Below are 14575 nucleotides of genomic sequence, written 5' to 3' on the forward strand. Positions count from 1 at the left end.
CAACGCAATGCGGTGAAAACCAGCTAACCAAAAAACAATACCCGCGATGGCAAGACCATAGCGGGTATTGTGTGTGCCGCAATGTCAGGGACATCACGGCAGATCTTCTGCTTGGATCAGACGTTGAACAAGAAGTTCAACACATCGCCATCCTTGACGACATATTCCTTGCCTTCAGCGCGCATCTTGCCCGCTTCTTTCGCACCGGCCTCGCCCTTGTAAGCGAGGAAATCGTCATACGCGATCGTCTGCGCGCGGATGAAGCCGCGTTCGAAGTCGGTGTGGATCACGCCGGCCGCCTGTGGCGCGGTGTCGCCCACGTGGATGGTCCAGGCGCGCACTTCCTTCACGCCGGCGGTGAAGTACGTCTGCAGGCCGAGCAGCTTGTAGGCGGCGCGGATCAGGCGGTCCAGGCCCGGCTCTTCCATGCCCATGTCGGACAGGAAGTCGGCCTTGTCAGCGTCGTCCATCTCGGCGATTTCGGACTCGATCGCGGCGCTGATGGCCACGATCGGGGCGTTCTGCTCCTTGGCGTACGCGGTCAGCAGGTCCAGCAGCGGATTGTTGGTGAAGCCCGTGTCGGACACGTTGGCCACGAACATTGCCGGCTTGGCCGTGATCAGGTGCAGCGTCTTGATCATTTCCATTTCATCAGCGTCCAGGCCCAGCGTGCGCACTGGTTTGCCCTGGTCCAGGTGCGGCATCAGGCGTTCGCAGACGGCGACCAGCTTGGCGGCGTCCTTGTCGCCCGAGCGCGCTTTCTTGCCTTCGCGGTGGATGGCTTTTTCGACGGCGGTCATGTCGGCCAGCGCCAGCTCGGTCTGGATGACTTCGATGTCGTCCAGCGGGCTGACCTTGCCGGCCACGTGGATCACGTTGTCGTCATGGAAGCAGCGCACGACGTTGATGATGGCATCGGTTTCGCGGATGTGCGACAGGAACTGGTTACCCAGGCCCTCGCCCTTCGATGCACCGGCGACCAGGCCGGCGATGTCGACGAATTCGACGATGGCGTTGACCATGCGTTCCGGCTTGACGATGGCCGACAATGCATCCATGCGTGGATCCGGCACTTCGACGACGCCGACGTTCGGTTCGATGGTGCAGAACGGATAATTTTCAGCCGGGATGCCGGCCTTGGTCAGCGCGTTGAACAGGGTGGACTTGCCGACGTTTGGCAGGCCGACGATGCCGCATTTGAGGGTCATGAGAACTCTTTCTGATTCGGTAAAAAGCGAGCGATCAATGAACCGCTCTAAACCCTGCATTGTAACCCGGACCGGCTTTTCTGCTGAAAAAAAGGGCGCACCGCCCCCGTGCTGCAACGCTCGCGATTGCCCCAATGACAAGCTAGATTGGCTGGATGCGCGCCAGGTCGGGCCGCAGCGCAAATTCGGCCAGTTCATCGCGCAGGCGCTCGCCCTCCCCGATCGCATGGCGCCAGACGCGGATGCGCTCGTCGTGGTCGAGGCCGAATGACGTGAAGTCGGTCCGGTCCGGCAACTTGCCGCGCGGCAGTGAGCGCAGGAACTCTGCGGAGGGTGTCACCAGCAGCACATTCTCCAACCAGCTGCGATTGGGGCCACGCGCCGCGCGTCGCCACGGCATGCTTTTGTCGAGCCAGCCCGGCACGATGTGATCGGTAAAGTGGGGATACAGCACCAGTTCGCTCTTGTCCGCACCTGCCGCCCGTGCATACGGCAAGGCCAGATGGTAGTCGATGATGCCGCCATCCCAGTAGCTGCCGGGAGGCGTCCCGGCGATATCCGTCACCGCTTGCATGATCAATGGCAGCGTGCCCGATGCCAGCAGGCCAGGTACCAGATTGGCGCGCGTCAGTGGCGCGAAATGCGTCGTGAAACGGTCGAACGGCTCGTGTAGCCATGGCAGGTCGCCTGCGCGCGTGCCGCCGATGACCACCCGCTCCATCAAGCGCGCCAGCCAGGCCCGTGAGCCGGCATTGTGCAGCGCGGCCGAGGCAAAGCCGCGCAGTTCGGCGTGGCGGCCGACCGGCGCGGCCAGCGAACGCAGGCCACGGTCGGCCAGAATGTGCAGGCGGTGATGGGCATGTCCGATGATGTCGTCTTCGTGCCCGCCCACCAGTTCGGCCAGCAGGGCTTGCACGACCTCATCGATCTCTTGCACGCTGGGTTTCAGGCGCGTGTAGCGCTGGCCGGTGTAGAGTTCGGCCAGCCGGGCAAACGCCTTTGCCGGATCCTTCTGGCACGCGGCCGCCATGCGCCAGGCGCCAATGGAGGCGCCGATCAGCGTCCGTTCGCGCGGCGCCGTGGGCAACCACTCGCCGAACAGCCACGCATCGAGCGAGGCGAAGATCAGGCCCTTGGGGCCGCCCGCCGCAGCAGGCACGATGGCAATGTCCTGCGCGCGCAAGCCATGCGCGGCGATCTGGGCCATGGCAAGGGGGCCGGCCTGGAAGGTGAGCGCTCTCATCGTGAAATTATCGCAGAAGTCCGGCCGACGGCAGGCGCTTGCGCGACATCAATCCTGCACCGGCGCCGCCCCGTACCATGGGTCGGTCGTGTAGCCGGAGATTGAAATGATGCTGCGCTGTGTCGTCATGCTGTGTCTGCTTCTGTGGCCATTATTCGGGCTGCAGCCGGCATGCGCGCGTGGTAACGGCGTCGAGCGCCACGTACGCCACTTTGTGGTCGAACCCAGTGGCGCCTACGTGCTCACGGTCGAACAAAACAGGACCATCGCCCAGCGCGATGCGCTGCACGACCACGCCCGGTACGAGATCGGCTACAACCAGGCGCTCGAGGACATCATCGCCGTCGAGGCATGTACCGAAAAGGCCGACGGGCGCCGGCTCGCCGTGCAGCCGCACCAGATCACCGACCAGCAACACGCCGCTTCGGTCGACGCTCCAATGCCCCAGAACACACGCCTGAAGATTGTCGTGTTTCCCGATGTCGACGTGGGTGACCGGGTGGCGGTGCGCTATGTCGTGCGGCGCCACACGCCGCTGTTTACTGGCCACTTCGAAGACCTGTCCAGTGCGCGCCTCCAGCACCAGCGCGACTTCCGGGTGGTCTATGACATGCCGGTCGCTATGCTGCTGCACGCCGACGCCATCGGTTTTTTGCCCACAACGATTACCGACCTGCCTGTGCCGGCAGCCGGCAAGCTCCGCTACGCCTGGCGCTATCTTGATGGCGACAATCCCCGAATCGAGGCCGACTCGGTCAGCGAACTTGACCACGGCAAGCGGCTCGCCGTCTCCACCTTCGCCGATTACGCCGCTCTTGCGCATTCTTACCAGGATCGCGCGGGCGCAAGCGCACTACCAGACGACGCGGTGGCGGCGCTTGCAACGCGCGTGACTGGTGATGTGGTCGAGCCCCGTGCGCGTGCGATCGCGTTGTCCGACTGGGTACGCAGCAATGTGCGCTATGTGGGCGTGCACCTTGGTCCCGGCGGCATCGTGCCGCATGCCGCGGCCAGCGTGCTGGCGAACCGCTACGGCGATGCCAAGGACCACGCGACGCTGCTCGTCGCCCTGCTGGCCAGCGCCGGCATCGACAGCACCGTTGCCCTCGTCAACAACGGCAACGCCTACCAGTTACCGGCCGTGCCGACGCTGGGCGTGCTCAATCACGCGATCATCTACGTGCCATCGCTGCAGCTGTATCTCGATTCGACCGCCGACAGTGTGGCCGGCGGCTTCTTGCCGGCGGCCTTGCTTGGCAAGCCGGCAGTGCTCACACGCTCGGGCGAGTTCGCGATGCTCCCCTTCTTCCAGCAGGCGCATAGTCACACGCTCATGCAGTTCATTATCCAGCCCGACGGCAGCAGCCGATTTACGGTCACGCGCACTGGTAGCGGCGCCCTGGCAGAACTGTACCGGGACGTCCCGGGCGGCGATGTCGCAATACCGTTGCGCACCGCCAGCAACGGTTTCACGCAACCGCCCGGCCCTGCGCGGCTGGCCACGACCTACGATCTGAAGGGTAGCCTGGGCGAGGCCGTGTTCGCGTTCACGCAGGAGCCCGAGCGACACCAGGATTTCGTATGTCCGGCGATCGATGCCGAGGACGAACTACGCTTTCATCTGCCGACGCGCTCGCGCGTGCTGACACTGCCGCGCGCCGTGCATGTAGACGACGCCAACTTTGCCTATCACTCGCGCTATGCGCAGCGCGGCGCGCTGGTGACGGTGCAGCGCCAGCTCAAGTTCCGCCACACGGCGGCAACCTGCACGCCCGACGACTACCGGCGCATGCGGCCAGCTCTCGAGCGCATGCTTCGCGACCTGCGCTCGCAGGTCGTGTTTAAACGTGGATGACGATGGCAGTGCGCCAGCGAATCAGGCAGTGTGCAACCGCATCGTGGCCGTGTCGAACTTGCCTTCGCAGACCAGCGGAATGATGTGCAGGCTTTTGTCGATCGATTCTTCGATCAGGCTCTGCTCTTCACGGCGCGGGCGGTGCAGGACAAAGTCGGCCACCACCTGCTGCAGATTCATCGTGCGCGGGTGGCCGATGCCAAGGCGCAGGCGCCAGTAATCCTGGGTGCCCAGCGCCGCCGTGATGTCCTTCAAGCCGTTGTGGCCGCCTGACGAACCACCCTTCTTGAGCTTGGCGACGCCCGGCGGCAGGTCGAGTTCGTCGTGCACGACCAGCACTTCATCCGGATTGATTTTATAAAAGCGCGCCAGACCGCCGACCGACTGGCCGGAGCGGTTCATATAGGTCTGCGGCTCGAGCAGCCAGACATCGTTGCCGGCAATGGACGTCTTGGCGACCAGCGCATTGAAACGCGATTCGCGCTGCAGACGGCAGCCGGGCAAGCCATTGGCGAGATTGTCCACGAGCCAGAAGCCGGCGTTGTGGCGGGTTTGTTCGTACTCGGGGCCGGGATTGCCAAGGCCAACGATCAGTCGAATGGACATGCGTGAGATTCTGTCGAGAAAAGGCGATTATCGCCGAAACGTGCAAATCAAAAAATAAAAACCCGCCGGGCAAGCCGCGGCGGGTTTCTGTGCGATGCGTCGCCGGAGCGACGCGTCAGCTGCGATTACTCGGCAGCTGGGGTCTCTTCAGCGGTGACTGCGCCGCGTGGGATGGTTGCGGTGACGATGGTCAGGTTCTGGCCATGGGTCAGTGCGGTGACGCCTTCTGGCAGGACCAGGTCGTCGGTGTGGATCGAGTTACCGGCTTCCAGGTTTGCCAGGTCGACTTCGATGAACTCTGGCAGTTGGCCTGGCAGGCACGACACTTCCAGCTCGTTCAGCACGTGCGAGATGACAGCGCTGTTCAGCTTGACGGCTGGCGAGTTCTCGGCGTTGACGAAGTGGAAAGCGACTTTGGTGTGCACTGGCTTCGACGAATCGACGCGCTGGAAGTCAGCGTGCAGGACCAGTTGCTTGAACGCGTGCATCTGGAAGTCACGCAGCAGGACTTGCTGGGTCTTGCCGTCGATTTCCAGGTCCAGAACCGAACCGTGGAACGCTTCTTTCTTCAGCGCGTGCCACAGGGCGTTGCCGTCCAGGGCGATCAGCTCAGGCGTACCTGCGCCACCGTAGATGATGCCTGGCGTTTGACCAGCTTTACGCAGGCGGCGGCTCGCTCCGGTCCCCTGCAGAGTGCGGTTGAATGCGACTACTTTCATGTGATACTCCAAAAATAAAACAGGCCCGAATGCCGAAGAAAACGATCAACAGCCCGGTAGCCAAGTGGCGACCACCCCCGCGACCAGGGGCAGTCAGGAAAGAGCGCATTGTTACGCGCTCAAAAGATACGGAAATCCTGGATGCTACAACGGCGCGCCGGCTGATCAGCCAGGCGCGCCGTGGAATACAACGTCGATGAAGCTTAGTCGACGAACAGCGAAATGACCGAGTCGCCCTTGACGATCCGCTTGAAGGTCTCGGCCAGCAGCGGTGCGCAGGTCAGCTGGCGGATCTTGCCGCAAGCGGCGCCGGCGGCGCTGAGCGGAATGGTGTCGGTGACGACCAGTTCATCCAGCGGCGAGTTCGCGATGCGTTCGATCGCCGGGCCGGACAGCACCGGGTGCGTACAGTAAGCAACCACCTTCTTGGCGCCGCGCTCCTTGAGCACTTCGGCAGCCTTGCACAGCGTGCCTGCGGTGTCGACCATGTCATCCATGATCACGCAGTTACGGCCTTCGACTTCACCGATGATGTTCATCACTTCGGACACGTTCGCCTTCGGGCGACGCTTGTCGATGATCGCCAGGTCGCAACCCAGACGCTTGGCCAGGGCGCGTGCGCGCACCACGCCGCCGACGTCCGGCGAGACAACCAGCAGGTCGTCGTAGTTACGCTTCTGCAGATCGCTCAGCAGGATTGGCGATGCGTAGATATTGTCGACCGGAATATCGAAGAAACCCTGGATCTGGTCAGCGTGCAGGTCCATGATCAGGACGCGCTCGACGCCGGCTTTTTCCAGCATGTTCGCCACGACCTTGGCCGAGATCGCAACGCGCGCCGAACGCGGGCGACGATCTTGACGGGCATAACCGAAGTAAGGAATCGCCGCAGTGATACGGCCAGCCGAGGCGCGCTTGAGAGCGTCGACCATCAGGATGATTTCCATCAGGCTGTCGTTGGTCGGTGCGCAGGTCGACTGCAGGACGAAGACATCCTTGCCGCGCACGTTCTCATTGATTTCGACCATGACTTCGCCGTCAGAAAACTTCGAGACGACAGCCTTGCCGAGTGGAATACCGAGGCTTTTTGCGACCCCTTCTGCTAGCGCCGGATTGGCATTGCCGGTAAAAACCATCAGGTTTTCGTAAGCCATGGGAGTCCCAAAAGGTAAGAAGCGTTAATACAGTAGAAAAACAATCAGCCGGCTATACCGGCTGATTAACTTGCTGATGTGGCGCTTGGCGCCGCATCGCGATTCTCTTGCTGGACGCATCGGCATCGACAGAACAAGAAAACTTTGGCAGGGGAACAAGGATTCGAACCTTGGAATGCCGGAATCAAAATCCGGTGCCTTAACCAACTTGGCGATTCCCCTACACGACCTGTACTACTTGCCGCTTCACATTGTGCTGCACATCTTTCTGTGCTGCTCAGTGTCGCGACAGGCAAAATTTTATTCTACAACTCATTGTTTTGCAAGAGCGATTTTTTCAAAGGGTGGGTCTTCAACGACTTCGCTTTCCATGCCGCATACTTCTGCGGCACCTGCGCCAACACCTGGTCGGCAGCGTCTTCGCTGGAGACTGCGCAAAACACGCATGCCCCTGAGCCAGTCATCCTGGCATCGCCGTAGCTGCTCAACCATTCAACCGCTTCGGCTACCGGCGGGAACAGGCGCATCGCCACGTTCTGCAAATCATTTTTACCAAACCCCACCATGCTGCCTGAATTGGTGTGGCTGGAAAAGTCCGCTATTCTGACCGGCTTTGCGTCCCTTGTCAAATCTGCTGCAGAAAAAATGGCAGGCGTTGGCACCGCGACGCCGGGCTCGAGCACGACATACCAGCAATCGGGGCCTTCTACCGCTTGCAAGGCCTCCCCCACCCCTTCTGCAAACGCCGTCTCGCCAAACAAAAAGAACGGGATATCGGCGCCCAGCGGCAAGCCCAGCGCCATCAATTCGTCGCGAGCAAGGCCTGCCTGCCACAGGTGGTTTGCGGCCATCAGCGCCGTGGCGGCATCGGACGAACCACCTCCCAGCCCGCCACCCATCGGCAGGATCTTCTCGACCGCTACATCGATGCCGGGCGGCAGGCGCCCATGGCGGCGCGCAAATTCTGCCTGCAGCAAGCGCAGCGCGCGCACGATCAGGTCCTGATCGTGCGGCACGCCGGGCACGTCGGTCGTGCGCACGATGCGTTCATCGTCGCGCAGGTCGAAGTGGAGGCGGTCGGCGCGGTCGATCAGCTGGAACACGCTTTGCAGCAGGTGATAGCCGTCGGCGCGCCGGCCGGTGACGTGCAAAAACAGGTTGAGCTTGGCCGGGGCCGGGCAATCGTGCAGGGAACGCATGGGCATGAGGGTCAAGCCGTCGGGTTGACGACGATGCGAATGGCCAGATCCTGGATGTCGCCCGACGCGGCGCGTTCGGCCTGGATCAGGCGCGGCACCGGCGCAGCCGCGGCAGCACCGGTCGCAGCATCACTACCCCCGGCCGCTTGCCAGTCGATGAAGCGCAAGCGCCAGCCATCCTTGGTCGTCACACTGTTGCTGGCCGGCGAAGCGCGGAAACGCTGCCCCTGCGCATCGACCGCATACCCCTGCAGCCAGTCGCGCAAGCCCGACACGGGCAGCGGCCAGCCAAGCGTCTGCTGGGTCAGGCTATCGATGTCGGCCGCTGTGCGGGGTTCCTGGCCGGCCTGCGTGAGCGTGGCCGAGCCTGGCGTAACATTGATCGCAGCGACCGTCTGGCCCAGCGGCGACATCAGGGTGACGTCGATCGTGCCCGGACGCTGCTCCCAGTTGAAACTGCCACTGATCGATTCGGGCCGGCCATCCTTTTGGTAATTCACCGACAGGCGCCCTGCCAGGTCAATGGTTTCGCGATACGCGCCGACCGTAGCGGTAGACAGATTGGCGGTGCTTGTCGCGCAACCGGTCAGAACCGTGGCGGCAAGGGCGAGGATGGCAAGGCGTCGGGTAAGCAGCATCATGGGGCAGCAAAACAATTGAACAAGGGTGGATTATTTCACAGGGACAGGCCAAGGCGGGTCAGCGTCTCGCGCAGCTCTTCGTTCTGCGGGTCTTTGGCGCGGGCGTCGCGCCAGAGTGCCTGAGCAGCAGACTTGTCACCTTTTTGCCACAGCACTTCACCCAGGTGAATGCCGATCTCGGCATCCTTGCGCACGCCATACGCACGACGCAGGAACTTTTCAGCCTCGGTCAAGTTGCCCATGCGGTAGTGAATCCAGCCCATGCTGTCCATGATGAAGGGATCGTCCGGCGCCATCTCGAGCGCCTTCGCGATGAGCCCGTAGGCTTCCTGCAGGCGCACATTGCGTTCGGCCAGCGAGTAGCCGAGCGCATTGTAGGCGTGGTGATTGTCGGGCGCCTGCGCCATCACTTCGCGCAGTTGCGCCTCCATCACATCGACCTTGCCCAGCTTTTCGGCCAGCAGCGCAAAGTCGTACAGCAGATCCGGATTTTTCGGGAAGCGCTGCGCTGCCGCTTCCATCACCGCATACGCTTCCGGCAGCTGATTGGCCTGGCGCAGCAGTTGCGCATCGGCCGCCATCAACTGGGCCTGGCGCTCCGGCTCGGTCGGCTTGACCTCGGCCAGCAGCGCACGCGCAGCAGTCAGGTCGCCACCCTTGCCCGTCAAATGCGCGCGGCGCAATTGCGCACTGAAACGGGTTTGCTCGTCGGTGTTCTCTGGCACCTTGTTCAGCCACAGCAGCGCGCCGGCCAGGTCGCCCCGTTCTTCGGCCAGTTGCGACAGGATCAGGAGCGCGCGCGACGGATCACGTTCGTCGCTCGGATTGCGACCGAGCACGTCCACGAAGCGGGTGAAATAGGTTTCAGCGCCACGTGCATCGTCGGTCTGCGTGGCCAGGATGCCCAGCGCATACAGCGTCGCGGCATTGTCCGGCTGCACCTTGAGCAGCGCTTCAAACTCGCGCCGCGCCGCCGGATAATCCTTGCGGTTGACCAGCACGCGCGCATAGGCGGCGCGCACGTCGTTCGCCTTCGGATGGCTCTTGAGGAATTTCTCCATCATGGCCACCACCTGCGCTTCGTCGTCGGTGACCTGCGCCAGCATCAACAGCGCGATCTCGGCGTCGGGCTTGGCGGCCAGCGCCGACTGCGCGTAGGTGCGCGCCAGCGCCTTGTCGCCGCGCACCAGCGCGATCTGGGCACGCACGATGCGCGCTTCCATCATCTTGTCGTACGGCTCGATCAGGCGCTCGAGCATGGCCAGCGCGGCGTCCTTGTCCTTGGCCCGGCCCAGCAACTGCTGGACCTGGAACATCAGGATGCCGCGCCGGGCCACCGGCGCTTCGCGCAGGCGCTCCTCGAACACGGGCTCGAGCTCGGCGATCTTTTCGGACGTAACCACCATGCCGACGAAATACTGGGTCGCTTCATCCGACTCGGGATCGAGCCGGTACCACAAACGCACCGCGGCGAGTGTGTCGTCGGCCTGCTTGGCGGCGACGGCCATCTCGGCAGCGCGCCGCGCCAGGCGCGGATCGCGCGTCTGCTGGGCCAGGCTCAGCACCGTGAGGTACGGGCCTTGCCAGTCGCCATTGCGAAACGCAAATTCGGCCTTAAGTAACTGGTCGAGCATGACCGGAGTCATTTCGACTTTCGGCAGGCGGGCTTCTTCCTCGGCTTTTTGCCTGGCGGCCTGCGCTTCGTCATCGAGCAATGGCTCGGCGGCGGGTGTGGACGCGGCCTGGACATCGGCCGCGACGGAGTGCTGTTGCGGCACGACAGCACATGCCGTCAACAGACCGGAGAGGGTTACAATGACGAAAGCGTTTTTCAAAGCAAGTCCAGAAGTCCAAAGTGAGTTTGATTCTACGCTCATGCGCAGACCTGCCGCGCATGTGCTGCGCTGTCAACTGACTCTACACGAATCCCCTTAGGCATGCCTGAACTCCCAGAAGTCGAAGTTACCCGGCGCGGCGTCGCGCCCCATCTCGAAGGCCGCATCGTCGAGCACGTCATTTGCCGTCGCGAAGGGTTGCGCTGGCCCTTCCCGCCCGGCCTGTCCGCGTTGCTGGAAGGCCGCCGCATCCTGGATATCGGCCGGCGCGGCAAATATCTTTTGATCAATTTTGAGCACGGCACCCTGATCATCCACCTTGGCATGTCAGGCCACCTGCGCGTGCTGCCGCCGGGCGTCGAGCCGCGCACGCATGACCACTTCGATCTGGTCGTGAATGGTCCCGAGGGCCAGCAAGTGCTGCGCCTGAACGACCCGCGCCGCTTCGGCGCCGTGCTGTGGCATGCCAATGAAGACGGCCCCCTGCCCGAGCACGTGCTGCTAAGCGGCCTGGGCGTGGAGCCGCTGGCCGAGGGTTTTGACGGCGCCCTGCTGTTTCGCGAAACCCGCCGCCGCAGCGCCCCGATCAAGCAGGTGCTGCTGGCCGGCGACATCGTCGTTGGCGTGGGCAATATCTACGCGTGCGAAAGCCTGTTCCGGGCCGGCATCAACCCGAAGACGGCGGCCTCGCGCATCAGCCGTGCGCGCTACGACCGGCTGGCCGAAGCGATCCGCGTCATCCTGGCCGAAGCGATCGTCCAGGGCGGCAGCACGCTGCGTGACTTTATTGCCGTAAATGGCCAGTCTGGATATTTCCAGCAGACATATTTCGTCTATGATCGTGCAGGCGTGCCCTGCCGCCAATGCGCGCTGCCGGTACGCCAGATCAAGCAAGGGCAACGTTCGACGTTCTACTGCGCCCAGTGCCAGCGCTAGTCATCCCTACGAGCAAACACGATGCAGGATTTACAACAGTACGGCGCCTGGCGCGCCCGGGTCGCCGCCTCCCTCACCGGCTACGGCAGCGCACTGCGGGATGCCGGGCTGATCGATGCGGCCGGCGAGCAGCTGCTGGCGCACGCACTGGGGCGCCTGCGTGACGACCGCCTGTCGGTCGCCTTCGTGGCCGAATTCTCGCGCGGTAAAACCGAGCTGATCAACGCACTGTTCTTCGCCGACTACGGCCAGCGCATCCTGCCATCCAGCGCCGGCCGCACCACCATGTGCCCGACCGAACTGTTGTGGGATGCGAGCCTGCCGCCCTGCCTGCGCCTGCTGCCGATCGACACGCGCGCCGGCCACCTGTCCACCGGCGACTACCGCGACGACGCTGCCGCCTGGACCGTGTTCCCGCTCGATCTTGACTCGCCGGCGGCCATGCACGAGACGCTGCGCCAGGTCAGCCAGACGCGGCGCGTGTCGACCGTCGAAGCGCAGCGCTACGGCCTGTACGACGCCGACGATCCCGACCTTGCGGCCAGCCTCGACCCGGACGGCACGATCGAAATCCCGCGCTGGCGCCATGCGATCATCAACCTGCCGCACCCGCTGCTCAAACAGGGCCTGGTGATCCTCGATACCCCGGGCCTGAATGCCATCGGCACCGAGCCGGAACTGACGCTGAACCTGATCCCCAACGCCCATGCGGTGCTGTTCGTGCTGGCCGCCGAGACGGGCGTGACCAAGAGCGACATCGAAGTCTGGCGCACGCATATCGGCGCCGGGCCGGGGCGCCTGGCCGTGCTCAACAAGATCGACGCCATGTGGGACGAGCTCAAGTCGCCCGAGGCTGTCGACGCCGACATCGCGCGCCAGCAGCACGACGTGGCGCGCCAGCTGGGTCTGTCGGCGGGCCAGGTGTATCCGGTGTCGGCGCACAAGGCGCTGGTCGGGCGCATCGGCGGCGACATGGCCCTGTTCGAGCGCAGCCGCCTGGGCGCACTCGAAGCGGCGCTGTTCCATGAACTGATTCCGGCGCGGCGCGCCATCGTCGAGCGCCAGCTGCACACCGATCTCGAGGCGCTGGTGGCCAGCCAGCAGATGCTGGTGGCCACGCGCCTGCGCGAGCTGGTCGAGCAGTTGCAGGAACTGCGCAGCCTGCGCGGCAAGAACCAGGGCGTGATCGCGCACATGGTGCGCCGGGTCGAGGCCGAGAAGAAGGAATTCGACGCGGGCCTGTTCAAGCTGCAGGGCACGCGCGCCGTGTTCACGCGCCTGTCGACCGAGCTGTACACGCTGCTGGGCATGGACGTGCTGCAGGACCGGACCGACACCGTGCGCGTGGCAATGAGCGCAGTGCGCTTTGCCACCGGCATGCGCGCGCCGGTGCGCAACTACTTCGACGGCGCCCGCGCCGGCCTGGCCGAGGCAGACGCCAAGCTCACGGAAATCACGTCGATGATGGACGCGATGCACCGCAAGTTCGCTGCCGAGCATGGCATGAGCCTGGGCCTGCCGCCGACCCTGTCGCTGGCGCGCCACCGCGACGAGATCGACGCCATCGAAGAACTTTTCTCGCGCCAGTTCGGCACCGCCACCTTGTGGATGAACAGCCGTGCCACGCTGCTCGAGCGCTTCTTCGATTCGATCGCTTCGCGCGTGCGCCGCGTGTATCGCGCCGCCAACGCCGACATCGAAGCGTGGCTGAAAGTGGCCAATGCACCGCTCGAAGCGCAGATCCGCCAGCACCGCGACAACCTGCGTCAGCGCCAGGCAACGGTAAAACGCATCCACGAAGCGAGCGACAGCCTGGAACAGAAAATCGGCGCCTTCGAGAGCGGCCAGGCCGAACTCGACGTCACGCGCAAGCGCCTTGGTTCACTGGCCGCCAGCGTGACCGCGACCTTGTCCGACACCCTACCCAACTCCGCGACGGCCACCAGCGCCGACGCCCACTACACGACTGCATGAAGCGACTGACCGAGTTTGACCAGCTGGCCGATCCGACCTTTTCCCGGGCCGTGATCGACTGGCAGCGCAGCCATGGCCGCCACACCCTGCCATGGCAAAACACCACCGACGCCTACCGTGTGTGGCTGTCCGAAATCATGCTGCAGCAGACCCAGGTCGCCGCGGTGTTGGGCTACTACACCCGCTTCCTGGAGCGCTTCCCGACCGTGCACGCGCTTGCCGAAGCCCCGGCGGAAGACGTCATGGCCCACTGGAGCGGCCTGGGTTACTACACCCGCGCGCGCAACCTGCACGCCTGCGCCAAGCGCGTCGTAACAGATTACGACGGCGTGTTCCCGAGCGACCCGGCGCTGCTGGCCGACCTGCCCGGCATCGGCCGCTCGACTGCCGCCGCCATCGCCGCCTTCTCGGGCGGCGTGCGCGCCGCGATCATGGACGGCAACGTCAAGCGCGTCTTCGCGCGCGTGTTCGGGATCGACGCCTACCCCGGCATCAAGCCGGTCGAGGATGCGCTGTGGCGCCGCGCCGAAGCGCTGCTGCCGGAAGTGACAGGCAACCCTGGCGCCATCGAATCGTACACGCAGGGCCTGATGGACCTGGGCGCCACGCTGTGCACGCGCTCGCGCCCCGACTGCGGCCGCTGCCCGCTGCAGGCGCGCTGCGTGGCCTTCGCCACCGGCCGCACGGCCGAACTGCCGGTGCGCAAACCGAAAAAGACAACACCCGAAAAACGCACTGCGATGCTGGTGCTGATCGACCGCGGCGAAGTGCTGCTGGAACAGCGTCCGCAAACAGGCATCTGGGGCGGCCTCTTGTCGCTGCCGGAAGTGGGCGGGCATGTGGCGATGGATGGCGATGCCGATCCCGTCTGCACGGCGGACATCGCGGCCGCCAGCAGCGCGTTCGGCACGATTGACGAAGTGCGCGCGCTCACGCCGTTGATGCACGGGTTTACCCACTACAAGCTGCACATCGCGCCGTTCGCGGTGACGCTGGCCACGCGTGGTGAACATGGCGCCGGGCACGTGTGGTGGAAGCTCGATGCGATTGGTGAGGCGCCGTTGCCGGCGCCGGTCAAGAAGTTGCTGCTGGATTTGTCGCAGCCAAGCCTGTTCAGCCAGTAAGACCCGTTGGTCGTAGGGTGGGCGGCTATGCCGCCCATGCGTTCAAACCAATCTCGCTCTGTGGCCTTAACTAACTGAACT

Annotated in this window: 12 protein-coding genes and 1 tRNA gene; 4 read left to right on the top strand and 9 right to left on the bottom strand. The window is 64.1% G+C overall.

Going from position 1 to position 14575, the window contains the following annotated elements; genetic code table 11:
* Window positions 1-116: 116 nt before the first annotated feature.
* Both ychF and AC56LH_RS19270 read right to left on the bottom strand, forming a co-directional pair.
* On the bottom strand, window positions 117-1208 hold the full coding sequence (gene ychF, locus AC56LH_RS19265; protein WP_499574089.1) for a redox-regulated ATPase YchF: 1092 nt from the start codon (window positions 1206-1208) through the stop codon (window positions 117-119).
* Window positions 1209-1350: 142 nt separating this feature from the next.
* Complete coding sequence (locus AC56LH_RS19270; protein ID WP_499648895.1) at window positions 1351-2451, bottom strand: patatin-like phospholipase family protein; 1101 nt, start codon at window positions 2449-2451, stop codon at window positions 1351-1353.
* 106 nt (window positions 2452-2557) lie between these two features.
* Between AC56LH_RS19270 and AC56LH_RS19275 the strand changes: the two genes are divergently transcribed.
* Window positions 2558-4306, top strand: coding sequence for a DUF3857 domain-containing transglutaminase family protein (locus AC56LH_RS19275; protein ID WP_499648897.1), 1749 nt, complete (start codon window positions 2558-2560; stop codon window positions 4304-4306).
* A 21-nt stretch (window positions 4307-4327) separates the two neighbouring features.
* Here the strand turns inward: AC56LH_RS19275 and pth are convergent, their stop codons facing one another.
* The 7 genes from pth to AC56LH_RS19310 all read right to left on the bottom strand — a co-directional run bounded on the left by pth (window position 4328) and on the right by AC56LH_RS19310 (window position 10403).
* Complete coding sequence (pth, locus tag AC56LH_RS19280; protein ID WP_258837205.1) at window positions 4328-4912, bottom strand: aminoacyl-tRNA hydrolase; 585 nt, start codon at window positions 4910-4912, stop codon at window positions 4328-4330.
* A 125-nt stretch (window positions 4913-5037) separates the two neighbouring features.
* Complete coding sequence (locus AC56LH_RS19285) at window positions 5038-5631, bottom strand: 50S ribosomal protein L25/general stress protein Ctc (protein WP_183554157.1); 594 nt, start codon at window positions 5629-5631, stop codon at window positions 5038-5040.
* A gap of 203 nt (window positions 5632-5834) precedes the next feature.
* Window positions 5835-6785, bottom strand: coding sequence for a ribose-phosphate pyrophosphokinase (locus tag AC56LH_RS19290; RefSeq protein WP_183554159.1), 951 nt, complete (start codon window positions 6783-6785; stop codon window positions 5835-5837).
* Window positions 6786-6930: 145 nt separating this feature from the next.
* Window positions 6931-7007: transfer RNA gene (locus AC56LH_RS19295), tRNA-Gln, on the bottom strand.
* Between the two features lie 83 nt (window positions 7008-7090).
* Window positions 7091-7984, bottom strand: a complete 894-nt coding sequence (gene ispE, locus AC56LH_RS19300; RefSeq protein WP_499649803.1) for a 4-(cytidine 5'-diphospho)-2-C-methyl-D-erythritol kinase — start codon at window positions 7982-7984, stop codon at window positions 7091-7093.
* An 11-nt stretch (window positions 7985-7995) separates the two neighbouring features.
* Entirely contained in the window at window positions 7996-8625 is a 630-nt protein-coding gene (lolB, locus tag AC56LH_RS19305) for a lipoprotein insertase outer membrane protein LolB (RefSeq protein ID WP_499648898.1), read from the bottom strand.
* A 35-nt stretch (window positions 8626-8660) separates the two neighbouring features.
* Window positions 8661-10403: a tetratricopeptide repeat protein gene (locus AC56LH_RS19310; protein ID WP_499648900.1), complete on the bottom strand. Its 1743-nt coding sequence runs from the start codon at window positions 10401-10403 to the stop codon at window positions 8661-8663.
* 159 nt (window positions 10404-10562) lie between these two features.
* Between AC56LH_RS19310 and mutM the strand changes: the two genes are divergently transcribed.
* The 3 genes from mutM to mutY are packed head-to-tail and all read left to right on the top strand — an operon-like array spanning window position 10563 to window position 14494.
* Entirely contained in the window at window positions 10563-11396 is an 834-nt protein-coding gene (gene mutM / locus AC56LH_RS19315) for a bifunctional DNA-formamidopyrimidine glycosylase/DNA-(apurinic or apyrimidinic site) lyase (protein WP_499648901.1), read from the top strand.
* A gap of 21 nt (window positions 11397-11417) precedes the next feature.
* Complete coding sequence (locus tag AC56LH_RS19320) at window positions 11418-13370, top strand: dynamin family protein (RefSeq protein WP_499648903.1); 1953 nt, start codon at window positions 11418-11420, stop codon at window positions 13368-13370.
* Window positions 13367-14494 (top strand): A/G-specific adenine glycosylase, encoded by a 1128-nt coding sequence (mutY, locus tag AC56LH_RS19325; protein ID WP_499648905.1) that lies wholly within the window; start codon window positions 13367-13369, stop codon window positions 14492-14494. Before AC56LH_RS19320 ends, mutY begins: the two co-directional genes overlap by 4 nt.
* Window positions 14495-14575 lie beyond the last annotated feature (81 nt).

This window comes from Telluria sp. LT1R51-2, assembly GCF_059685775.1.